The sequence below is a fragment of the Phenylobacterium sp. genome (genome assembly GCF_035944335.1).
Taxonomy (GTDB): Bacteria; Pseudomonadota; Alphaproteobacteria; order Caulobacterales; family Caulobacteraceae; genus Phenylobacterium.
The window spans coordinates 1-21,383 of the sequence record NZ_DASZBG010000037.1 but is presented as its reverse complement, the minus strand read 5'-3'; the positions used below and the strand labels follow the sequence as shown (position 1 = coordinate 21,383).

Below are 21,383 nucleotides of genomic sequence, written 5' to 3'. Positions count from 1 at the left end.
GGAAGCTCCACCATGGATGAGCGAATGTTAAACGCGCCGTGACGGCGATAGTTCCAAGGTTTCGAGATTAATTAGGAAAATATTCATCGCTGATTTGACAGCGTTAATTAGAAGACTTCCCGCCTTGAATATTATGATGTTAAGGGACTTACCGGACGGTCACAACCACCTCCAGCGCCGAAATACTTTATGTCGCAGGGCGTTCAGCCGGCGACGCAAGTGGCGCCGGCTGGCCAGGCGGTCCGGCGGGGACGGAGGGTGGGCGCTGCCTCAGGCACGCTGGGTCTTCACGGCCGTGCCGTAGGCCAGCACCTCGGTGATGCCGTCCATGATCTCGTTGCCGTCGTAGCGCATGCCGACGATCGCATCGGCGCCCAGTTGCTCGGCGTGCTGGACCAGCAGGTCATAGGCCTCCTGGCGGGCGTGTTCGGCGAGGGTGGTATAGATCGACAGGTTGCCGCCGAAGATCGACTGCAGCGCGCCGCCGAGATTGCCGAGCGCGCTGCGCGAGCGGACGGTGATGCCGCGCACCACGCCCAGCTGCTTGGTGATGACGAAGCCCGGCAGGTCGTTGGTGGTGGTGACGATCATGGTGCGCAGCCCCTCGCAATCCGCGGCCGCATGATATCGCCCGTCCCGACGCCGCGCCACGGCCCCGTTGCCGAGCGACCGTGCGGCGGCTAGACCGCCGCCAGCCTGCGACGCTCCGGAGACCGCGATGACCGCCACCAACCCCAAGACCCGGACCGAGACCGACACCTTCGGCCCGATCGAGGTTCCGGCCGACCGGTACTGGGGCGCCCAGACGCAGCGGAGCCTGCAGAACTTCAAGATCGGCTGGGAGAAGCAGCCGATCCCGGTGGTCCGCGCGCTCGGCGTGGTGAAGCGGGCCGCGGCCGAGGCCAACATGGCGCTGGGCAAGCTCGACCCCAAGATCGGCGAGGCCATCGTCGCCGCCGCGCAGGAGGTGATCGACGGCAAGCTCGACGACCACTTCCCGCTGGTGGTCTGGCAGACCGGCTCCGGCACCCAGTCCAACATGAACGCCAACGAGGTGATCTCGAACCGCGCCATCGAGATGCTGGGCGGCAAGATGGGCTCCAAGAGCCCCGTGCACCCCAACGACCACGTCAACATGAGCCAGTCGTCGAACGACACCTATCCGACCGCCATGCACGTGGCCTGCGCCGACCAGGTGGCCCGCCACGTCAATCCGGCGCTGGAGCACCTGCACCAGGCGCTGCAGGACAAGGCCAAGGCCTTCGCCCACATCATCAAGATCGGCCGCACCCACACCCAGGACGCCACGCCGCTGACGCTCGGCCAGGAGTTCGGCGGCTATGCGCACCAGGTCGCCATGAGTGTGCGGCGCATCAAGGAAAGCCTCTACGGCCTCTACGAACTGGCGCAGGGCGGGACGGCGGTGGGCACCGGCCTGACCGCGCCGGTGGGCTTCGCCGAGAAGGTGGCCGAGCGGATCGCGGCGATCACCCGCCTGCCCTTCGTGACCGCGCCCAACAAGTTCGAGGCGCTGGCGGCGCACGACGCCATGGTGTTCAGCCACGGGGCCCTGGTGAGCGCGGCCTCGGCCCTGTTCAAGATCGCCAACGACATCCGCTTCCTGGGGAGCGGCCCGCGCGCCGGCCTGGGCGAGCTGGCCCTGCCGGAGAACGAGCCGGGCTCCTCGATCATGCCGGGCAAGGTCAATCCGACCCAGGCCGAGGCCCTGACCATGGTCTGCACCCAGGTGATGGGCAACGAGACGACCATGACGGTGGCGGGGTCGCAGGGCCACTTCGAGCTGAACGTGTTCAACCCGGTGATGGCCTACAACTACCTGCAGTCCTGCCGCCTGATCAGCGACGCGGCGATCAGCTTCACCGACAACATGGTGGCGGGCATCCAGGCGCGCGAGGACAATATCAAGGCCAACCTCGAGCGCAGCCTGATGCTGGTGACGGCGCTCAAGGAGCACATCGGCTACGACAAGGCCGCCGCGATCGCCAAGAAGGCGCATGCCAACGGCACCACCCTGCGCGAAGAGGCGGTGGGCGGCGGCTATGTGACCAACGAGCAGTTCGACGCCTGGGTGCGCCCCGAGGACATGATCCACCCGGGGTGACGGATGGGGCCCGAGCGGCTAGGATTCGGGCCATGGGCAAGGAACCGAAGATCGATCCAGACCTGCTGGCGCAGGCCGAACAAGCGGGCGTCGCCGTGGATCAGGTGATCGATGAGGCCTTGCGCAGAGCTCTCCACAGGGCCGACAAGGCCGGCGCCGAGGCGCGTGCGGCGCAGTGGGCCGAGGAAAACGCCGAGGCGATCGAAGACTACAACCGCCGCATCCGCGAACGGGGCGTCTTCAGCGCCGGCTTCCGGACCTGGTAGTTGCGCCAGTTCGACGTCCTGCAGAACCCGAATTCTGCGACGCGCCAGTACTCGCCGTTCGTGGTCGTCTTGCAATCCCACCACCTGGACCCGCTGGACACGATCTTCCTCGCGCCGCTGGTGATCGACGCGCAGCGGCAGATGTCCTCCCTTGATATCTCCATCGAATTCGAAGGCCGCCATCTTGTGCTGGCCATCGCTGAAGCGGCCGGTGTGCCGCGACAGGGTCTGGGTCGCGCCCTCGGCTCCGTCGTGGAGCACGAGGAGGAAATCCGGCGTGCTTTCGACCCGCTGATGACCGGATTCTAGGCCGCCATGCTCTGGCGTGGATCGGGCGTGGATGCGCAGGGCCTCGGGGACTTGCACGTTGACCCCGGGCGCGAACCGGCGCGTGAAGGGCCATGGCCAAGGAAACCGTCTACATCGTCCAGGCTTATGTCGCCGGGCGCGGCAAGGGGCTGAAGGCCGAGCAGCAGGTTGGCTGCAAGGACGCCGCCGAGGCGCTGCGCAAGGCCGAGCGGCTGGGCCCGCTGCGCGAGGGCGTGGTGGCCTTCTCGGCCACGGCCGACACCGAGCTGGGCGACTACGACGAGAACCCGGTGATCCTGTTCAAGTCCGGCCGCCTGCCCTACCCGTTCGCGGAATAGGCGCCGGCTCGGCCTTCGCGGCTACGCCGCTTCCCCGCCTGCGCGGGGACTGGCCGGGATGACAGCCTATTCGGCCGCGAAGCTGACCGGGTCGGCGTGGGCCCACAGGTGGATGCGGTAGGCCTCGAAGCACTGCTCGCCGCAGATCAGCCGCATGAGCGCGCCCTCGGCGATGAGCGGGGCGCAGGAGGGGTCGGCCTCGACCAGCGGCCGCAGGGCCTCGGCGTTCCAGGCCTTGGAGTGCTCCACGTCGAGGTTGGCGTGCAGGACGAAGTACTTGCGCTGCTCCGGCGCGACGCCCAGCCGCTTGAGGCCATCGGCGACGGCGGCGACGCGGGTGGGGGCGGTCAGCTCCACCACGCCCAGCGCGCCGATCGACTGGTAGGCGTAGCGCCGGGTGGTGGCGAGCGCGGTCATGGTGTTGGCCAGGCACAGGGATTGCCACAGCGTGCCCTCGATGGTGGGCTGCAGCCCCAGGCCCTGGACCGTGCGGTCGAGCATCGGGCCGTGCATGCCGCCCGGGCTGCCGCGGCCCATCTCGTCCCAGTAGTTGCGCGCCAGTTCCAGCTTGGGCCGCGCGGGCAGCTTCACCTGGGTCATGGCCACCAGGTCGTCAAAGCCCGCCTCGCCGGCCGCCTCCTGGGTCAGGAACCACCGCATCTCCGCCAGCGAGGCCTCGGTGGCCAGCCAGGGGAACAACTGGTCCCACTGGCCGGGGCCGGAATCCTTCAGCGCCTCGAACCAGGCGAGGAAACCGTCAGGATCGGTGGGCAGGTCGCGCAGCAGGGGGGCCACGTGGACCCGGAAGGCTTCGACGAAGGCGCCTTCGGCCCGCAGCATCCGCTGATCCTCGTCGAGATCACGAAGCCAGGTCTCGCTGGGGCGGCCGACCGCGAGGCGGCGGCGGTTCCAGTGCGCCAGCGCCAGATGCAGGCGGCGCGCGTCCGGAGCCTCGGCGGCGAAGTCGCCAAGCTCGGCCAATCTCATACCCGATGTCATGCAGTCTCCCTCGGACCGGGGAGAGCGCCTAAGTCACGGATTCAGTTCCTAAAGCCGAGGTTAGGCGCGCCGCAGGACCGCGAAGTCGGCCAGGTCCTCCAAGGCGGGGCGCCAGGCGTTGGCGCCGAAGTCCGAGAGGGCCGCCTTGGCGCTGGCGGCATAGCCGGCGGCAAGGTCGAGGGTGGCGTCCAAGGCTCCGGTCTGGCGCATCAGATCGCGGGCCCGTTCGAAGTCGCCATCGGCCTGGTCGCGGCGGTCGACCGTGCGGACCCAGAACTCCCGCTCGCTCGGCGTGCGGGCCATGGCCAGGAGCAGCGGCAGGGTCGCCTTGCCTTCCCGGAAATCGTCGCCGGGGTTCTTGCCCAGGGTTGCGCTGTCGCCGGAGTAGTCGAGGGCGTCGTCGACCAGCTGGAAGGCGAGCCCCAGGTCCTGGCCGTATTGGCGCAGCGCCCGGCAGCGCTCGGGCGGCGCGCCGGCGGAGACCGCACCGGCCTCGGCGGCGGCGGCGAACAGCTCGGCGGTCTTGGCGCGGATGATCTCCAGATAGACGTCCTGGCTGAGGTCCATGTCGTGGGCGCGGGTGAGCTGCAGCACCTCGCCCTCGGCGATCACGCGGCTGGCGCGGGCGAGGATCTCCAGGGCCGGCATGGAGCCCGCGCCGACCATCAGCTCGAAGGCGCGGGCGAACAGGAAGTCGCCGACCAGCACGCTGGACGGCGCGCCCCAGATCAGATGGGCGGCCACCCGGCCACGGCGCAGCTGGGAAGAATCGACCACGTCGTCGTGCAGCAGGGTGGCGGTGTGGATGAACTCCACCGCCGCGGCGAGCTTCAGGCAGGCCTCGTCGCGGGCGCCGGCCAGGCGCGCGGCGGCGACGGTGAGCAGCGGGCGCAACCGCTTGGCGGAGCCGGCGATCAGGTGGTCGGCCAGGGCCGGGATCACCGGCACGGGGCTATCCATATGCCGGCGGATCAGGGCGTCGACGGCGGCCATGTCCGGCGCCGCCAGATGCAGCAGAGCGTCGAGCGACGGCGGCTTTTCGGCGAGGGCCGTGCGAGCGGCTTCCACTAAGACCTCGAACTTCCAGGCTTCGGCGGGGGTCTGGGGAGGCCGGCCGCCGTTGCGAGGGACAATGGTGACGCGGTAGGCCACGGTCAAGCGACCCGCACGTGCTAGGTCCACCTTACACCAATTGGGTTTGAGGCGGCGCAGATGGACGAGACGACGGACGACACCGTGCTCGACGGCCGCGTGAAGCTGCGCCAGCCGGCGCGGGGCTATCGGGCCGGTGTGGACGCCGCCCTGCTGGCCGCGGCCTGCGATGCGGCGGACGGCGGCCGCGTGATCGAGGCCGGCTGCGGGGCGGGCGGCGCCCTGCTGGCGGCGGCGGCGCGGCGGGCCGGCGCGAGCTTTGTCGGCGTCGAGCGCGACGTCCGGGCCGCGGCGCTGGCGCGGGAGAACGCGGTGGCCAACGGCCTGTCGGACCGGGTCGAGGTGATCGAGGGCGACGTGGCGCAGCGGTTTGCAGCGCTCGGCCTCGAGCCGTTCGATGCGGCCTTGGCCAATCCGCCGTTCTTCGACGATGCGGATGCGCTGCGCGGCCCTTCGGAGGAACGCCGCGCGGCCTGGATGGCCGACGACGGCCTGGCGGCCTGGACCGGGTTCCTGTCCAAGGCGGTGCGCGAGGGCGGCGCGATCACCGTGATCCACCGGGCCGACCGGCTGGCCGACATCCTGGCCCTGCTGGCTGACAAGTGCGGCTCGTTCCAGGTGCGGCCCATCCACCCCTTCGCCGACGGAGCCGCCAAGCGAGTGATCGTTCGGGCGGTGAAGACCGGCAAGGCGCCCCTGCAGCTGCTGCCGGGCCTGGTGCTGCACGACCGCGAGGGCGGCAAGCATACCGCCCAGGCCGAAGAGATCCTGAGAGGCCGGGCCGACCTGCCCTGGGCCTAGGCCTGCGCCGGCAGTCCCAGCCGTTCGCGGTAGAGGCGGTGGACGAGGTCGTGGGTTTCCGGATGCTTGGTCATGTAGGCCGCGATGTAGGGGCAGAGCGGGATGACCTTCAGGTCGTGATCGCGGGCATATTGCATGGCGTATCTGGCGAGCCGGCCGGCGATGCCCTGGCCTTCGAAGGCCTGCGGCACCTCGGTGTGAGGCAGGATGATCGCCCCGTGCACCAGCCGGTATTCCGCATAGGCCTTGTCGCCGCCGAGCGTGATCTCGAACCGATGGTCGGCGGTGTTGTCGACCACGTCGGGGATCTGGATATCGTCGGCCATGGGGCTCCTCCCAAGGGCCACCTTGACGCGCCGCCCCGCCGCCCTCAAGCTCAACCCATCGACGCCACCCGAACCGAAGGAGGATTCCATGCGAACGCCCATTGTCCGCACAGCCCTTCGCCGCGTCGATACGCCGAGCGCCTAGCAGCCTCGATCCTCTCTGCACCGAAGACAGGATTTCCGCGGGTCGACGCCCTGACGGCTTGCGACCCATCTCTCGAGGAAATCCGATCTTGATCATTCCCTATGGCTGGAGCCGCGGGCTCCAGCACGATTTCGAACCCTTCGCGGCGCTGGGCCTGGTCCCGGCCCGCGTCATCGTCCAGCACCGCGGCAGCTACCGGCTGATGGCCGAGGCGGGCGAGACCGAGGCGAAGCTCTCCGGCCGCTTCCATCACGAGGCCCCCGACGGCGGCCATCCGGCGGTGGGCGACTGGGTGGCGATCGAGCCGGCCGAGGGCTTCGCCCTGATCCAGGGGCTGTTGCCGCGCCGCACCGTCTTCCTGCGCAAGGCGGCCGGAACCGGCAACGACACCCAGGTGGCCGCCGCCAACGTCGATGTGGCCCTGCTGACGGTCTCGCTGAACAGCGACCTCAACCTGCGCCGGCTGGAGCGCTATCTGGCGGCGACCTACGAGAGCGGGGCCGCACCGGTGGTGGTGCTGACCAAGGCCGACGGCTGCGCCGATGTGGACGGCGCGGTGGCGCAGGTGCAGGCCGTGGCGGCTGGCGCGCCGGTGATCGCGGTCTCGGCCGTGAGTGGCCTGGGCCTGGACGCGCTCGCCGAGCACCTGGAGCCCCGGCGCACGGCGGTGCTGCTGGGCTCGTCCGGGGTCGGCAAGTCGACGCTGGTCAATGCCCTGGCCGGGGAGGCCCTGATGGACACCGGGGCGATCCGCGACAGCGACGAGCGCGGCCGCCACACCACCACCCACCGCGAGCTGATCCGGCTGCCGTCCGGGGCGCTGATCCTCGATACGCCGGGCATGCGGGAGCTGGGCCTGGTGGACGCCGAGGCGGGCGTCGCGGCGGCCTTCGCCGGCGTCGAGGCGGAAGTCGAGGCGCTGGCCGCCGGCTGCAAGTTCAAGGACTGCGCCCACGGCGAGGAGCCCGGCTGCGCGGTGCGCGCCGCCCTGGCCGACGGCCGGCTCGATCCGGCCCGATGGGAAAGCTGGAAGAAGCTGCGGCGCGAGCTGGAGCACGAGCGGACCAAGGTCGATCCCCTTGCCCGCCACGCCCAACAGCGCGAGTGGATCTCCCGCATGAAGAGCGCCCGGGCGCACATGAAGGACAAGCGGAAGATCGAGTGAGGCGGCCTCTCTCCCCTTCCCATGGATGGGAAGGGGGGGGCCATAGGCCGAGCGTAGCGAAGAGCCGATGGTGGGAAGGGAGGGCCACAGGCTGTGCGCTGCAACTCTCCCTCTCCACCACCCGCTCTTCGGCGGGCGGTCCCCCTCTCCCGCGTGCCGCGGGAAAGGAAGCCGCCGCTCAGTTCCGCGCCGTATCCACCAGCTTGTTCTTGGTGATCCAGGGCATCATGGCGCGCAGGCGCGCGCCGACCTCCTCGATGGGATGTTCGGAGGCCCGTCGGCGCGTCGCCTTGAAGCTGGGCTGGCCGGCGGCGTTCTCGTTCATCCAGTCGCGGACGAAGCGGCCCGACTGGATGTCTTCCAGCACCCGCTTCATCTCCGCCTTGGTCTCAGGCGTCACGATGCGCGGGCCGGTGACGTACTCGCCATATTCGGCGGTGTTGGAGATCGAGTAGTTCATGTTGGCGATGCCGCCCTCGTAGATCAGGTCGACGATCAGCTTCACCTCGTGCAGGCACTCGAAATAGGCCATCTCCGGGGCGTAGCCGGCCTCGACGAGGGTTTCGAACCCGGCGCGGATCAGCTCGACGAGGCCGCCGCACAGCACGGACTGCTCGCCGAACAGGTCGGTCTCGCATTCCTCGCGGAAGGTGGTTTCGATGATCCCCGAACGGCCGCCGCCGATGGCCGAGGCGTAGGCCAGGCCGAGGTCCAGGGCGTTGCCGGTGGCGTCCTGGTGGACGGCGATCAGGCAGGGCACGCCGCCGCCCTTCTGGTACTCGCCGCGCACCGTGTGGCCGGGGCCCTTGGGGGCCACCATCAGGACGTCGATTGAGGGCCTGGGCTCGATCAGGTTGAAGTGGACGTTGAGGCCGTGGGCGAAGAGCAACGCCGCGCCGTCCTTGATGTTGGGCGCGATGTCGGCGTTGTAGATTTCTCGCTGGAGTTCGTCGGGGGCGAGGATCATCAGGGCGTCGGCCCATTTGGCGGCCTCGGCCACGGTCATGACCTTCAGGCCGTCGGCCTCGACCTTCTTGGCGGTGGCGGAGCCGGCCTTCAGCGCCACCACGACGTTCTTGCATCCGGAATCGGTGAGGTTGAGGGCGTGCGCCCGCCCCTGGCTGCCGTAGCCCACGACCGCGATCTTCTTGTCCAGGATGCGGGAAATGTCGGCGTCGCGGTCGTAGTAGACGCGCATGATTGTTCTCCTAGGGGGACAAGAAGCGCTGCACCCGCGCAACGCAGGTGCAGCAAAGCGGGGGTTCTGAAGCGGTTTTTTGCCGAAACGTCAAGGGATGGCCGGTCGAGCTCATGGCCGCAGCCGGCCCATGGGGATGGTGTCCACGTAGGACCCGTCGCGGAAGGCGTGGGCCCGCAGCAGCCCTTCGCGCTGGAAGCCGAAGCGCTCGTAGAGGGCGATGGCGCGGGCGTTGTCGGCATAGACCTCCAGCTCCAGCCGCCTGAGGTTCCACCAGCGGTCGGCCAGGTCGACGATGGCGGCCAGCAGGGCCGTGCCGGCGCCGCGGCCGGCATAGGCGTCGTGCACCGCCATGCCCAGCGAGCCGGCATGGCTGCGGCGGTGGCGCTCCTCGCGGTGCAGGCTGGCCGCGCCGATCAGCCTGCCGTCGATGACGGCGACCAGGCGGGCGACATTGGCCGGGCTTTCGCCCCAGCGTCTCTGGCGCTGGTCGGTGGAGATCAGGGGCGTCGCCAGGGTGCCCCAGATGACCTGCGGCTGGTCGAAGGTGTCGCTGAGGCCTGGGATGTCGGCGGGCTCCTGGGCGCGGATGATGATGTCGGACGGCGGGCTCATGGTTCTCTCTCGTGTGGCGGCCGGGAGAACGGGGCCCTTCGAAGTAAGAAAAAGCCCCGTCCGGATCCCGGCGGGGCTGGTGGCTCGGCAGCGTGGCTGACCTCTAGCGCACGACAACCTTCCCCGGCCCGCCGGCGGCGGTCGGAATAAGCAGGGCGAAGGTCATGGCTACGAAGCGCATGGCGCATGCTTACCCTGAGACGCGAAGCTTGGCAAAAGGGAGCGATGATCCCGGTCACCGACACCATCGCGCTGGAAGACGACGAGCTGGTCGAGAAGTTCGTGCGGGCCAGCGGGCCGGGCGGCCAGCACGTCAACACCTCGTCCTCGGCGGTGGAGCTGCGCTTCGACGCGCGCAATTCGCCGTCCCTGCCCGACGACGTGAAGCATCGGCTGGAGCGGGTGGCCGGCAGCCGCATGAACCAGGAAGGCGTGATCGTGATCTTCGCCCAGAGCCACTCGAGCCAGCAGATGAACCGCCAGGATGCCCGCGCGCGGCTGGTGGACCTGATCGAACAGGCCACCCACAAGCCGAAGCCGCGCAAGAAGACCCGGCCGACGCGCGCCTCCAAGCTGCGGCGCCTGGACGGCAAGACCCGACGCGGCGGCGTCAAGGCGATGCGCGGCCGCGTGCGGGGCGAGGACTAGGGAACCCTCGGGGCGCGCTGAAGCTTCACGTCACACTCAAGCTGGCGCCGTTTCGCCGCATTGGCCTATAAGCTCCGCTCCATGATCCGCGCCCGCCTCCTCGCCGCCGCCGCCTTGATGGCCCTGGTCTCCGCCTGCGCGCCGTCGCTCGGCCCGCCGCCGCCCGGCTACGTGCCGCCGGCGCCGCCGGGAGAAGCCGCCTTCCACGCCTCGGAGTTCGCCTGGTCGGAGGCGCCGGGCGCCAATTCGATCGTCGGACGGCTGACCTACGCCCGGGGCGATGCGCACTACACCTGCCAGGGCGCCAGCGTGATCCTGACCCCGGAGACCCCCTGGTCGCAGCGGCGGATGGAGGTGCTGTACCTGTCCTCCGAGCGCGCCGCCCTGCCGGCCGACGAGGTCCGCGCCCGCACCGCCGACGCCCCGCCCGGCGACTCGACCCCGTTCATCAAGCGGGCGGTCTGCGACGCCACCGATCGCTTCAGCTTCGCCCACCTGCCCAACGGCGCCTGGTACGTGATCACCATCGCCAAGCCGACGCATGGCCAGGGCGGCAGCATGGCGCTGATGAAGCGGGTGGTGACCCGCGGCGGCAAGGCCACGAACCTCACGCTCTAGGTCCCCGCGCGCCGCTATGTCGGCCGCGAACCCTCGGCCCGGCTCACGCGTTTCGCCTCGACGGGAAATCCCGATCGAAGGAGCAATCATGCGCAAACTGATCATCGCCGGACTGGCCGCGGCCAGTGTCATCGGCGGCGCGGGCGCGGCCCTCGGCCAGCCGGTGGTCGTCGAGCGTTGGGGCCACTGGGACCCGACCTGGGGCGCCGACCCGGGTCCGCCGCCGGCCCGCATCGCCCGCCGCTGGCATCACCACGAGAACCACTGGTACGAGCACGTCCACCACTGCATGGTCCGCGAGCACTATGACGTGCATCGCGACAGCTACATGGTCGGCCACCGCTGGGTGTCCTGCCGCGACTGACGGCGCAAGCCTGCAAGACAAGAGCCCCGGCGGTGACGCCGGGGCTTTTTCATGCCCCGCCCCGTCACGCGCGGCTTTGCGCGGCCTCGGCCTCGATACGGGCGTTGTCCTCGCGCAGGCGCTGTCCCGCCTCGTCGTAGAGGAAGGGCAGGGTCGCATAGCGGCGGCCGGCGGTGACCGGGGTCGCCTCGTGCAGCAGGCTGCAGGAGAACACCACCGCCCCGCCGGCGGGGGCGCGATAGGTGCGGCGGCCGAACTCCGGAAAGCGCAGGTCGCCGCCTTCGAAGTCGCCGTTGAGATTGATGGTGACGGCGAACTTGCGGTGCGCGGTCTGCGGCGCGCCGTTGTCGATATGCGGCTTGAAGAAGCCGCCCTCCTCGGCGTCGTAGCAGGCCACGATGTAGCGCTCGATGCGGGAGACCTCGAACTGGAAGGCCCGCTTGATCTCCGGCACGAGGCGGCGGCCCAGGCGGGCGCGCAGGCCCTCGCGCAGCGGGCCCTCGGGGATCTGCGCGTCGCGGCGCTTTTTCTGGCGGTCGAAGAGACCGACGAACTTGCCCTCGACCGTGTGCATCACGCCCGACGGCGCGCCGCCATCGGCGTCGTAGGCCTCGATCAGCTCGCGGCAGAAGGCCGGCTCCAGCACGCGCGGCACCAGCAGCACGGGGGCGGTGACCGGCACGCCGGCGTGGCGGTCGGCGTCGCCGATGCGCGCGATGGCCTCCAGGGCGGCGTCAACCTGGTCCAGCGGCCCGTGGTCGATCACCCGCAGGCTGGGATCGATGAGGAACCACCGTGGCGCCTCGACGTGGTAGAGGCGGCGCACCTCGCCGGAGGCGTCGGAGAACCAGCGCAGGCCGTTGGGCGTGTCGGTCGCCGCGGCGTAGCTCACCGGGTCGGGGTCGACGCCGAACACCACGGCGTTGTCGTCGCGGAACAGTTCGCGGCGCGCCGCGATCCGGTCCAGGCAGGCCGCGCGCTCCGGCGAGGGCTCCGGCAGGAAGACCAGCAGGATCAGCCGGCCGCCCAGGCTGGCGAACTCGAAGGCCGGGTTCACCGGGGACGGCGCGCGGAATTGCGGGGCCGGCGTGCCGGGCGCGATGGTCATGGCCGCAGACTAGCTCAGCCGGCCCACGCGCCGCAAAGCCGGCCGCGGCCAGGCCTGCGAGAAATACCCTCAAGCGCTGTGAACCCGCCGACTTTCCATGGGTTTTGCTGATGGGACAGCGGGGCGCTCAAGGCCCCGCGGGAGGACATGATGCGCACTCCGATCCGGATCGGCCTGAGCGCGGCGGCCATGAGCCTGGCCGCCCTGACGGCGAGCGCGAAACCCCAGCCGCGGCCGGCCGCGCCTTCGGCCGGAAGCTACGGCGTCGAGGCCAGCTATCGCACCGCGACGCCGGGACGCGGCTACAGCGCCCGCGACCGCCACATCGCCGACTGCCTGGCCACCTACCGCGGCCGCTACAACCCCCACACCGACCGGGTGGCGATGCGCGATGGCGCGAGCCGGCGCTGCGGGTTCTGATTTTCTCTGCGCGTAGCCGGACGCAAGAGCGGTCCCCGCTCGTGCTGGCTGACGCTCGGTAAGCTCCGCCCTAGGAACCGTTTGTGTATTCCAAGGCGTTTGCCCTGCCTGAGGGATGCCGAATGGAGATATTGGTGATGCGCAAGATGTTGGGCGCCGCCGTGATCGGCCTGACGGCTATCGGCGGTGCTGTAATCGTTAGCGGAGCGCAAGCTCAGCCCTATGGCTACTACTCGCCGCCGCCTGCTGGGTACTACGACAACGGCTACTATCACCCCGCGCCGACCTACAACGGCTACTACACGGCCCCGGCCTATGGCTACAACGACCCGGCCGCCGTGGCCGGGGCGCTGATCGGCTCGGTGATCGCGCCGGCCTATGGCTCGGCCGTGCCGGTCGACCGCTTCGGGCCTGACCCGAACGGCATGATCGCCCCCGACGGCCACCGCATCAAATGCAAGCTGCGGACCGGCTACACCACCTACGGGCGCTACCGCACCTTCCGTGAGTGCGACTAGCCAAGCTAACCCCTCCCCCTCGCGGGGAGGGGCTTCGCCTAGTGCACCTTGGCGCGGCCGATCTGGAGGCCATCTTCGCCGGCTTCGACGTCGATGACCGCCCCGTCGGCCAGGTCGCCGGCCAGCAGCTTTCTGGCGATCGGATCGACCAGCTCCTTCTGGATCACCCGCTTCAGCGGGCGGGCGCCATAGACCGGATCGTAGCCGCGCTCGGCCAGCCAGTGCAGGGCGGCCGACGACAGGGCGATGGCCATGCGGCGGTCGGCCAGGAGCTTCTCCACCCGCTGCATCTGGATGCGCACGATGTCGTCCATCTCGGCGCGGCCCAGCCGCTTGAAGAGGATGATCTCGTCGATCCGGTTGAGCAGTTCGGGGCGGAAGTGCTGGCGCACCACGTCCATTACCGGCCCGCGCGCCTTTTCCACGTCGTCGTCCTCGCCCAGGCTCGCGAGATATTCCGAGCCCATGTTGGAGGTCATGATGATCAAGGTGTTGCGGAAATCGACGGTGCGGCCCTGGCCGTCGGTCAGCCGGCCGTCGTCGAGCACCTGCAACAGCACGTTGAAGACGTCCGGGTGGGCCTTCTCCACCTCGTCGAACAGCACGACCTGATAGGGACGGCGCCGCACGCTCTCGGTGAGCGCTCCGCCCTCGTCGTAGCCGACGTAGCCGGGGGGCGCGCCGATCATCCGGCTGACCGAGTGCTTCTCCATATATTCGCTCATGTCGAGACGGGTGACGGCCGCCTCGTCGTCGAACAGGAACTCCGCCAGGGCCTTGGTGAGCTCGGTCTTGCCGACGCCGGTGGGCCCTAGGAACAGGAACGAGCCGATCGGCCGGTTGGGGTCCTTGAGGCCGGCGCGGGCCCGGCGGACGGCGTCGGAGACGGCGACCAGGGCCTCCTCCTGGCCGACCACGCGGGCGCGCAGGGCGTCTTCCATCTGCAGGAGCTTCTCGCGCTCGCCCTCGAGCATCTTCTCGACCGGCACGCCGGTCCAGCGGGAGACCACGGCGGCGATCTGCTCGGCGTCGACCACCTCAGGGGTGACCGGGTCCTTGCTCTCGGCGGCCTCGGCCTGGGCCAGGCGCTTCTCCAGCCCAGGGATTTCGCCATAGGCGATCTCGGAAGCGCGCTGCAGGTCGCCGCGGCGCTGGGCGCTCACCAGCTCGGCGCGCAGCCGGTCGAGGGCCTCGCGGGCCTGGGCGGCGTGGCCGACCTTCTCCTTCTCGGCGCGCCAGCGGCCGGTGAGTTCGGCGCTCTCGCCCTCGAGGCCGTGCAGCTCCTCCTCCAGCTTCTCGAGCCGGGCCTTGGAGGCGGCGTCGGGCTCCTTGGACAGGGCCTCGCGCTCGATCTTCAGCTGCACGACGCGGCGGTCGATCTCGTCCAGCTCCTCGGGCTTGGAATCCACCGCCATGCGCACGCGCGACGCCGCCTCGTCCATCAGGTCGATCGCCTTGTCCGGCAGGAAGCGGTCGGCGATGTAGCGGTTGGAGAGGGTGGCGGCCGCGACGATGGCGCTATCGGAGATGCGCACCCCGTGGTGCACCTCGTACTTCTCCTTCAGGCCGCGCAGGATGGAGATGGTGTCCTCCACCGTGGGCTCGGAGACGAACACCGGCTGGAAGCGGCGGGCCAGGGCCGCGTCCTTCTCGACGTTCTTGCGGTACTCATCGAGGGTGGTGGCGCCGACGCAATGCAGCTCGCCGCGGGCGAGCGCCGGCTTCAGCAGGTTGGAGGCGTCCATGGCGCCTTCCGACTTCCCGGCGCCGACCAGGGTGTGCATCTCGTCGATGAACAGGATGATCGAGCCCTCGGCCGCGGTGACCTCGTTCAGCACCGCCTTCAGCCGCTCCTCGAACTCGCCGCGGTACTTCGCCCCGGCGATCAGCGAGCCCATGTCGAGGGCCAGCAGCTTCTTGTCCTTCAGGCTCTCCGGCACGTCGCCGTTGACGATGCGCAGCGCGAGGCCCTCGACGATGGCGGTCTTGCCGACACCGGGCTCGCCGATGAGCACGGGGTTGTTCTTGGTGCGCCGCGACAGGACCTGGATGGTGCGCCGGATCTCCTCGTCGCGACCGATGACCGGATCGAGCTTGTCGTCGCGAGCGGCCTGGGTGAGGTCGCGGGCGTAGCGCTTGAGCGCGTCATAGCCCTCCTCGGCCGAGGCGCTATCGGCGGTCTTGCCCTTGCGGATCGCCTGGGCGGCGTCTTCGAGCGCCTTGGTGGTGACCCCGGCGGCCTTCAGGGCCTGGGCCGCCTCGCCGCCTTCCTTGGCGATGGCGATCAGCAGCCGCTCGGTGGTGACGAAGGCGTCGCCGGCCTGTTTGGCGCCGGCCTCCGCGTCGGCGAAGACGCGGGCCGTCTCGGGCTTCATGTAGAGCTGGCCGGAGCCGCCCTCGACCTTCGGGACCTTGGCGATGGCGGCGTCGACCGCCTTGTCGGCCTCGTCGGGCCGCCCGCCGGCGCTCTGGATCAGGGCGCGCGACAGCCCGTCCTTCTCCTCCAGCAGGACCTTCAGGATGTGTTCCGGCGCGAGCTGCTGGTGGCGGCGCGCCAGGGCCAGGCTCTGGGCCGAGCTGATCGCCTGCTTGGCGCGGTCGGAATAGATATCGATGTTCATCAGGTCCCCTTGATAGGCGGATTGCGCGGCCGCCTCCAGGAAGCGCGACCGCGGCTCACCTGAGATGGGTGTGGCAAGGGGGCCACACAAGGGACGCCGGCGCCCTTGCCCAGGCGCCGGGGAAGACCTCGGGAGCTCGGATCAGCCGAACAGGAAATCGCCGGCCGAGAGGCTCGCCAGGGCGACGTGCTTGAGGGTCAGGACGTGGGTGGCGTCGAAGGTGATCACCACGTCGCCGGCCGAGGTCTGGACGGCGTGGGACACGATATCGGCGAAGCTGGCCGCCAGGGTGTGGTCGACCTCGATATCGTCGACGCCGGCCTGGAAGTCGGCGATCGTCGCCTGGCCCGAGGCGGTCCCGAACAGGAAGATGTCGTGGCCTCCGGCGCCGGTCAGCACATTGCCGTTGTGGGCGGTGATGATGTCGTCGCCGGCGCCGCCGGTCTGGCCGCTGATGGCGACGGGGGCGCTGGCGCGCGAGTCGACCAGCACGGTGATCGGCGCGGAAGAGGCGCTGTAGGCGCCCGAGCCGTCGGTCGCCACCGCCGTCAGGGTATGGGCCCCGTCGGCGAGGCTGGCGCTGACCACGTGGAACGCGCCGGTGGAATCGACCTTGCCGGTCCCGACCGCGGTGGAGCCCTCGAACAGGGTCACGGTCTGGCCGGCGATCGCCTGGCCGTCGATCTGCACCTGATGGACGGTGGTGATGTTGTCGCCCTTGCCGCCGGTGTCGGTACGGGTGTCGAGCGCCAGGCTTCGCGGCCCCGCGCCGGTGACGCTGTAGGCGGCGAGGCCGTCGTCATAGGCGAGCTTCGCGCCGGCGGCCGTGGCGGCCAGCGCGGCGTTGGTGGCGACCGCCGCGGAGGCCGGATTGCCGATCATGGCGAGCGCCGCGGCGCCCAGCGAGGCGAAGGCGGCGTTGTCGTCGCTCGAAACGCCCTGCGCCGGATCGGCGGAGGACGAGCCGAAGGCGTATTGCAGGGCGCTGGAGCCGAAAATCTCGCCGTCCGCGCCGAGCGCGGCGGACTTGGCGTCGGTCACCGCGGCCCCGGAGGCGGCGCTGGTCACGGCGCCCTTGTCCTCGATCAGGGCCACGAACCCGCTGGCGCCGGTGGTGTTGAACGAAAACGCGGTGTCGGCGTGGTCGACGCTGATCGCCCCGGTCGTGGTGGTGGAGGCGTTGGAGCTGTTGCAGCTCAGGCTGGTGTTGCAGGTCTGGCCGCAATAGCTGATCGCGCAGGTGGTGACGCAGCCATGACTGGTGTTGGTGACGGTGATGTCGCCCTGGATCGCCAGGTTGGCGCTGAACGGGATCACCGAGCCGTCGGGGTTGGTGATCGCCACCGAGGTGGAGAGCGACAGCGAGAAGTGGACCGTGACCTGGTTCGCCGTCTTGGTGACCGTCTCGTCCAGCGCCTCGGTGGTCATGATGCTCAACTGCGGGCTCGACGGACAGCCCGAGACGGTCAGGTTGGCCTGTTTGAACAGGTCGAGCGTCAGGCTCTGGCCGACCTGCGAGGCGGTCTCCACGCCCTCGTAGCTGCCGCTGGCGAAAGGATTGGCGACAGAGCGGGTGACGACCTCGGAAACGGCGGCGTCCGGCATGGTGATCTTCCCTAACAGCCTCGGGACACCAACCGCGCTGTACAGCCAAGGTTCCCAGGAAACCCAAGCACTTAACTGGAAGGTGAACGGATGCTGGATGCGACAAGGCGCGCCTGCGTCAGTTGACCTCAGAGCGCGCCCGGCGCCCTGGGCGCGGCGTGACGATCAATCCGATGCGAAGGTCGCCGCGCCGCGGGCCTGACGCCGCCCCCTAGTTCGGCGGGTTGTTCTTCTCCAGGAAGGCGACCACGGCCTTGAGCATGGCCAGCCGGGTCTCGCCTCTGGTCAGCCAGTGGTCGGTGGAATCGAGGACCACGAATTCAACCGGCTTGCCCGCCGACCTCAAGGCGTCGGCCATGATGCGGCTCTGGGCGATGGGCACGGTGGTGTCATCCTTGCCGTGGATCAGCAGCATCGGGACATTGACCTTGTCCACGTGGGCGGCCGGCGAGATCTCCGACAGCACCGGGTCGCTGGTGTCCTTGGCGCCGATGAAGCGCAGGACGTAGTGCCGGCTTTCCTTGCCGCTCTGCTCGCGCACCCAGGGCACGAAGCTGCGCATGTCTGAAATGCCGGCGTAGGCGACGGCGCAGCGATAGACGCCGGGATCCAGGGTGGGACCGGCCATGGCCGCGTAGCCGCCGTAGCTGGCGCCGACGATGCACACCCGCTTCGGATCGGCCACGCCCTGGGCGACCAGATAGCGGACCCCGTCGGAGAGGTCGGTCTGCATCTTGCGGCCCCACTGTCCGAAGCCCGCCTTGAGGAAGTCGTAGCCGTAGCCTTCCGACCCGCGGAACTCGACCTGCAGCACGGCGTAACCACGCGAGGCCATGGCCTGGGCCCACCAGTCGAAGCCCGGCTCGTCACGCGCCGCCGGGCCGCCATGCGGGAACATGACCAGCGGCAGGTTCCTGCCATCCTTGCCCTGGGGCAGGGTCAGGTAACCGGTCAGCTCCATGCCGTCGCGGGCCTTGAAGCGCACCGGCTTCACAGGACTGATGTCCTCGGGCTTCAGGGTGTCATAGGCCCCGCCCAGCCATGTGGCCTGGCGGGTGGTCAGGTCGACGATGGCGTAGTCCGGCCCCTCGCTCGGGGAATCGACCTTCACGGCGATCTTCTTGCGGTCGGTCGACCAGGACTCGAGGCTGACCCGCTGGCCCTTGAAGGTGGCGCGAAGGCTGTCCCACACCTTCTGGTCGGCCGGATCGAAAAAGACGTAGCGCTCGTCGTCGCCCGCAAGCCCGCCGACGCCGATCATCCTGTGGGTCTCGGGATCGGCGATCGGGGCGGCGCCCTCCGGGATCGGCAGCGGCTCGCTCCAGTCCCCCGCCGGCGAGACCTCATGGTAGTGGTAGGCGTTGTCCGAAAACTCCCGGACCAGCAGGGAATGGCCATCGCGGCCGAACCCCAACAGCGCCGGCGTCTCGAGCTCGGCGTGGATCGTCTTGACCTGGCGCCAGCCCGCGCCGGCCTTGACCTTCAGCGTCCAGTCATGGTCGCGGTCGTCATAGGTGGTCTGGGCGACGATCGCCCCATTGGGATCGAGCAGCCAGGCGTCGGTCTGCGGGAAGCCCTCCTGGATCATCGAGGAGGTGTCGCGGTCGAGGTCGATGCGATAGACGCTGAGCTCGCCGCCTTCGTTGCCGTAGATGCCGTCCACGAAGACCGTCGGCTTGCCATCGACCTTGCGCACCATGGGCATGCCGGCCAGCGAGGTCAGCCCATTGCGCACATCGGTGAGCAGCTGACGGATCTTGTGGGTCGAGAGGTTGAAGTCGAAGGCCAGGAAATATTCGCGGCGCGGCCCTTCCAGTCCGCCCTGCACGCCGGTGCGCGAGGTGGTGATGACGATGTGCTCCGGGCCGGCCCACTGGATCAGCCGGATCTTCGCGGCGCCCACGGTCAACCGGTTGGTGAGCTTGCGGTCGGCGAGATGCTGGACCATCAGCTCGCGGTCCTCGCCATTGGTGACGACCACCGCCACATCGGCGCCGTCCGGTGAGATCTGGACCTGCTCGATGGCCGGCAGCTTGCCGTAGGCCTCGAGCGGCGCCGCGGCATGGGCCGCCAGCGGCGAAAAAATGGCTGCGAGTGTGAACGCTGACGCGATCCGGAATACGCCCGGCATGTAACCCCCAAGAGACGAAACTGTGACAGAGTTACGCGCTGTGGGACGTCGCGCAAGCGATGCGATGTCGCGCCGGAGCGGTCAGTTCGGCGGGTTGTTCTTTTCCAGGAAAGCCATGGTCGCCTGCAGCATCTGCAGCCGGGTGGCGCCCAGCGACAGCCAGTGGTCGGCGTTGTTCTGCACGACCAGTTCGACCGGCTTGCCGGCGCGGCGCAAGGCCTCGGCCATCTCCGTGCTCTGGTCGAGGGGAACCACGGTGTCGTCCTTGCCGTGGATCAGCAGAATGGGGGCCGAGGCCTGGTCGGCGTGCAGGGCGGGGGAGTATTTGGCGAGCACCGCGTCGCCGAGGTCCTCTGCGCCCATGTAGCGGGTCCAGTAGCGAAGGGTGGCGAGCCCCCCGCGGCCGCGCGAGTAGCCGAACTGGCGGCGCAGGTCGGCGACGCCGCCGAACGACACCGCGCAGCGATAGACGCCCTGCTGCAGGGTCGCCCCCGCCAGCGCCGCATAGCCGCCGTAGCTGCCGCCGACGATGCAGACGCGCTTCGGATCGATCGTCCCCTCGCCTGCCAGATATCGGACCCCGTCCGAGAGGTCGGTCTGCATCTTGCGGCCCCACTCGCCGAATCCGGCCTTCTGGAAGTCCCAGCCGAAGCCGTCGGAGCCGCGATAGTTCACCTGCAGCACCGCGTAACCGCGCGAGGCCATGGCCTGGGCCCACCAGTCGAAGCCCGGATTGTCGCGCGCGGCCGGCCCGCCGTGCGGGAAGACGATCAGCGGCAGGGCCTTCGGATCGCGCCCGTTGGGCACGGTGAGGTAGCCGGTGAGCTGCAGCCCGTCGGCCGCCTTGAAGCGCACCGGGCGCACCTGGGCGATGTCCTCGGCCTTCAGGGATTCATATTCGGCGCCCAGCCAGGTCGCCTTGCGCGAGGCGAGATCGACCATCGAATAGGCGGGCCCCAGCCGGGCCGAGTCGACGCGCACCAGGATCCGCCGCCGGTCGTTCGACCAGGAGACCAGGTTCACCCGATCGCCGGGGAACGCCGCCTCGACCGCCCGCCAGACCCGGTCGTCCTGCGGATCGAAGAAGGTGTAGCGATCCTCGTCGCCCCTAAGCGCATGGAGGCCGATCAGCAGGCCGGAGACAGGATCGTGGATCGTGCCCTGGTTATCGGCGGACGGCAGCTCGACCGTCTGGCCGCTGTCGAGAAGCACCTCCTTCCAGGCGAAATGGTCCTTTTCGTTGCCGACCAGGACGATGGACCGCGGCGAGCGGCCCAGGCTCAGCACGTTGGGCGGATCGATCGGCTCCTCGCGGCTCAGGAGGTCCCGCCAGGCGGTCCCCAGCTTGGCCTTGAGGCTCCAGTGGCCGGACGCCCGGTCGTAGGTGGTCTGCGCGACGGCCTGGCCGCTCGGCCCGACCACGAAGTCGTCGGTGTGGGTCAGGCCGACGTCGACGATGCGGCTGCCGGCGTGCGCCAGATCGACCTGGAACAGGGTGAGCGCGCCGCGGGAATTCACGAAGCTGATGCCTTGCAGAAGGACCAAGGGCTTGCCGTCGACCACCCGCACCACCGGATAGCCCTGCAGCACGTTCATCGAGCCTTCGGCATCGCCCAGCAGAGGCCGCAGCTTCTTGGCGGGCACATCGATGTCCGAGGCGAAGAACCATTCGGCGCGGTCGGCCATCACCGTCAGCGGCGTCTGGGTTGAGCTGGTGGTCAGGACCAGGTGCTGGTCGCCCGCCCAGCGCAGGTCGCGCACCTTGGTCGCGCCCACCGTGGCCAACAGCGGGGTGGTGTTCCTGACCAGGTCCTTGACGACGATCCGGCGTTCCTCGCCGTTGGTGACGACCACAGCCACCTGGTCGCCGGCCGCCGAGACGGCGCCGATCTCCAGGCTGGGCAGCTTGCCATA

Annotated in this window: 22 protein-coding genes; 11 read left to right on the top strand and 11 right to left on the bottom strand. The window is 69.6% G+C overall.

What is annotated here, in order from left to right; genetic code table 11:
- Nucleotides 1-270: 270 nt before the first annotated feature.
- Nucleotides 271-591, bottom strand: a complete 321-nt coding sequence (locus tag VGT80_RS06610) for a YbjQ family protein (protein ID WP_327454052.1) — start codon at nt 589-591, stop codon at nt 271-273.
- Nucleotides 592-718: 127 nt separating this feature from the next.
- Here VGT80_RS06610 and fumC point away from each other — a divergent pair, with 127 nt between their 5' ends.
- From fumC to VGT80_RS06590, 4 genes are all read left to right on the top strand, one after another.
- Nucleotides 719-2,122 carry a class II fumarate hydratase gene (gene fumC, locus VGT80_RS06605; protein ID WP_327454050.1) on the top strand — a complete coding sequence of 468 codons (1,404 nt, stop codon included), beginning with the start codon at nt 719-721 and terminating at the stop codon, nt 2,120-2,122.
- 32 nt (nt 2,123-2,154) lie between these two features.
- Nucleotides 2,155-2,388 (top strand): type II toxin-antitoxin system CcdA family antitoxin, encoded by a 234-nt coding sequence (locus VGT80_RS06600; RefSeq protein WP_327454049.1) that lies wholly within the window; start codon nt 2,155-2,157, stop codon nt 2,386-2,388.
- Nucleotides 2,389-2,697, top strand: coding sequence for a CcdB family protein (locus tag VGT80_RS06595; RefSeq protein WP_327454047.1), 309 nt, complete (start codon nt 2,389-2,391; stop codon nt 2,695-2,697).
- 92 nt (nt 2,698-2,789) lie between these two features.
- Complete coding sequence (locus VGT80_RS06590; protein ID WP_327454045.1) at nt 2,790-3,035, top strand: hypothetical protein; 246 nt, start codon at nt 2,790-2,792, stop codon at nt 3,033-3,035.
- A gap of 66 nt (nt 3,036-3,101) precedes the next feature.
- Here the strand turns inward: VGT80_RS06590 and VGT80_RS06585 are convergent, their stop codons facing one another.
- Nucleotides 3,102-4,034: an iron-containing redox enzyme family protein gene (locus VGT80_RS06585; RefSeq protein ID WP_327454044.1), complete on the bottom strand. Its 933-nt coding sequence runs from the start codon at nt 4,032-4,034 to the stop codon at nt 3,102-3,104.
- Nucleotides 4,035-4,094: 60 nt separating this feature from the next.
- Entirely contained in the window at nt 4,095-5,102 is a 1,008-nt protein-coding gene (locus VGT80_RS06580) for a polyprenyl synthetase family protein (RefSeq protein ID WP_414693897.1), read from the bottom strand.
- A 144-nt stretch (nt 5,103-5,246) separates the two neighbouring features.
- On the opposite strand from VGT80_RS06580, the gene VGT80_RS06575 reads away from it, so the two are divergent.
- A complete protein-coding gene (locus VGT80_RS06575; protein ID WP_327454042.1) occupies nt 5,247-5,987 on the top strand; it encodes a tRNA1(Val) (adenine(37)-N6)-methyltransferase in 741 nt (246 codons plus the stop codon).
- Here the strand turns inward: VGT80_RS06575 and VGT80_RS06570 are convergent.
- Entirely contained in the window at nt 5,984-6,313 is a 330-nt protein-coding gene (locus VGT80_RS06570) for a GNAT family N-acetyltransferase (protein WP_327454040.1), read from the bottom strand. The genes VGT80_RS06575 and VGT80_RS06570 overlap by 4 nt on opposite strands.
- 233 nt (nt 6,314-6,546) lie before the next feature.
- Between VGT80_RS06570 and rsgA the strand changes: the two genes are divergently transcribed.
- Nucleotides 6,547-7,623, top strand: coding sequence for a ribosome small subunit-dependent GTPase A (gene rsgA / locus VGT80_RS06565; protein WP_327454038.1), 1,077 nt, complete (start codon nt 6,547-6,549; stop codon nt 7,621-7,623).
- Between the two features lie 178 nt (nt 7,624-7,801).
- Here the strand turns inward: rsgA and ilvC are convergent, their stop codons facing one another.
- Nucleotides 7,802-8,821: a ketol-acid reductoisomerase gene (gene ilvC / locus VGT80_RS06560; protein ID WP_327454036.1), complete on the bottom strand. Its 1,020-nt coding sequence runs from the start codon at nt 8,819-8,821 to the stop codon at nt 7,802-7,804.
- 111 nt (nt 8,822-8,932) lie between these two features.
- Nucleotides 8,933-9,436: a GNAT family N-acetyltransferase gene (locus VGT80_RS06555; protein ID WP_327454035.1), complete on the bottom strand. Its 504-nt coding sequence runs from the start codon at nt 9,434-9,436 to the stop codon at nt 8,933-8,935.
- Between the two features lie 225 nt (nt 9,437-9,661).
- Here VGT80_RS06555 and arfB point away from each other — a divergent pair, with 225 nt between their 5' ends.
- From arfB to VGT80_RS06540, 3 genes are all read left to right on the top strand, one after another.
- Nucleotides 9,662-10,084, top strand: a complete 423-nt coding sequence (arfB, locus tag VGT80_RS06550; protein ID WP_327454034.1) for an alternative ribosome rescue aminoacyl-tRNA hydrolase ArfB — start codon at nt 9,662-9,664, stop codon at nt 10,082-10,084.
- 81 nt (nt 10,085-10,165) lie between these two features.
- Nucleotides 10,166-10,702 (top strand): hypothetical protein, encoded by a 537-nt coding sequence (locus VGT80_RS06545; RefSeq protein WP_327454033.1) that lies wholly within the window; start codon nt 10,166-10,168, stop codon nt 10,700-10,702.
- A gap of 88 nt (nt 10,703-10,790) precedes the next feature.
- A complete protein-coding gene (locus VGT80_RS06540) occupies nt 10,791-11,066 on the top strand; it encodes a hypothetical protein (protein ID WP_327454032.1) in 276 nt (91 codons plus the stop codon).
- A gap of 64 nt (nt 11,067-11,130) precedes the next feature.
- Here VGT80_RS06540 and VGT80_RS06535 read toward each other — a convergent pair whose 3' ends face one another.
- Nucleotides 11,131-12,174, bottom strand: coding sequence for a 2OG-Fe(II) oxygenase (locus VGT80_RS06535; RefSeq protein ID WP_327454031.1), 1,044 nt, complete (start codon nt 12,172-12,174; stop codon nt 11,131-11,133).
- Nucleotides 12,175-12,324: 150 nt separating this feature from the next.
- Between VGT80_RS06535 and VGT80_RS06530 the strand changes: the two genes are divergently transcribed.
- Complete coding sequence (locus VGT80_RS06530) at nt 12,325-12,594, top strand: hypothetical protein (protein ID WP_327454030.1); 270 nt, start codon at nt 12,325-12,327, stop codon at nt 12,592-12,594.
- A 137-nt stretch (nt 12,595-12,731) separates the two neighbouring features.
- A complete protein-coding gene (locus tag VGT80_RS06525; RefSeq protein WP_327454028.1) occupies nt 12,732-13,112 on the top strand; it encodes a hypothetical protein in 381 nt (126 codons plus the stop codon).
- A gap of 38 nt (nt 13,113-13,150) precedes the next feature.
- On the opposite strand, the gene clpB is transcribed toward VGT80_RS06525, so the two are convergent.
- The 4 genes from clpB to VGT80_RS06505 all read right to left on the bottom strand — a co-directional run.
- Nucleotides 13,151-15,733 carry an ATP-dependent chaperone ClpB gene (clpB, locus tag VGT80_RS06520; protein WP_327454026.1) on the bottom strand — a complete coding sequence of 861 codons (2,583 nt, stop codon included), beginning with the start codon at nt 15,731-15,733 and terminating at the stop codon, nt 13,151-13,153.
- A gap of 141 nt (nt 15,734-15,874) precedes the next feature.
- On the bottom strand, nt 15,875-17,338 hold the full coding sequence (locus VGT80_RS06515) for an Ig-like domain-containing protein (protein WP_327454024.1): 1,464 nt from the start codon (nt 17,336-17,338) through the stop codon (nt 15,875-15,877).
- Nucleotides 17,339-17,549: 211 nt separating this feature from the next.
- Entirely contained in the window at nt 17,550-19,469 is a 1,920-nt protein-coding gene (locus tag VGT80_RS06510) for a S9 family peptidase (protein WP_327454022.1), read from the bottom strand.
- Nucleotides 19,470-19,550: 81 nt separating this feature from the next.
- Nucleotides 19,551-21,383 (bottom strand): S9 family peptidase (locus VGT80_RS06505; RefSeq protein ID WP_327454020.1); only part of this gene is annotated, 1,833 nt, incomplete at its 5' end.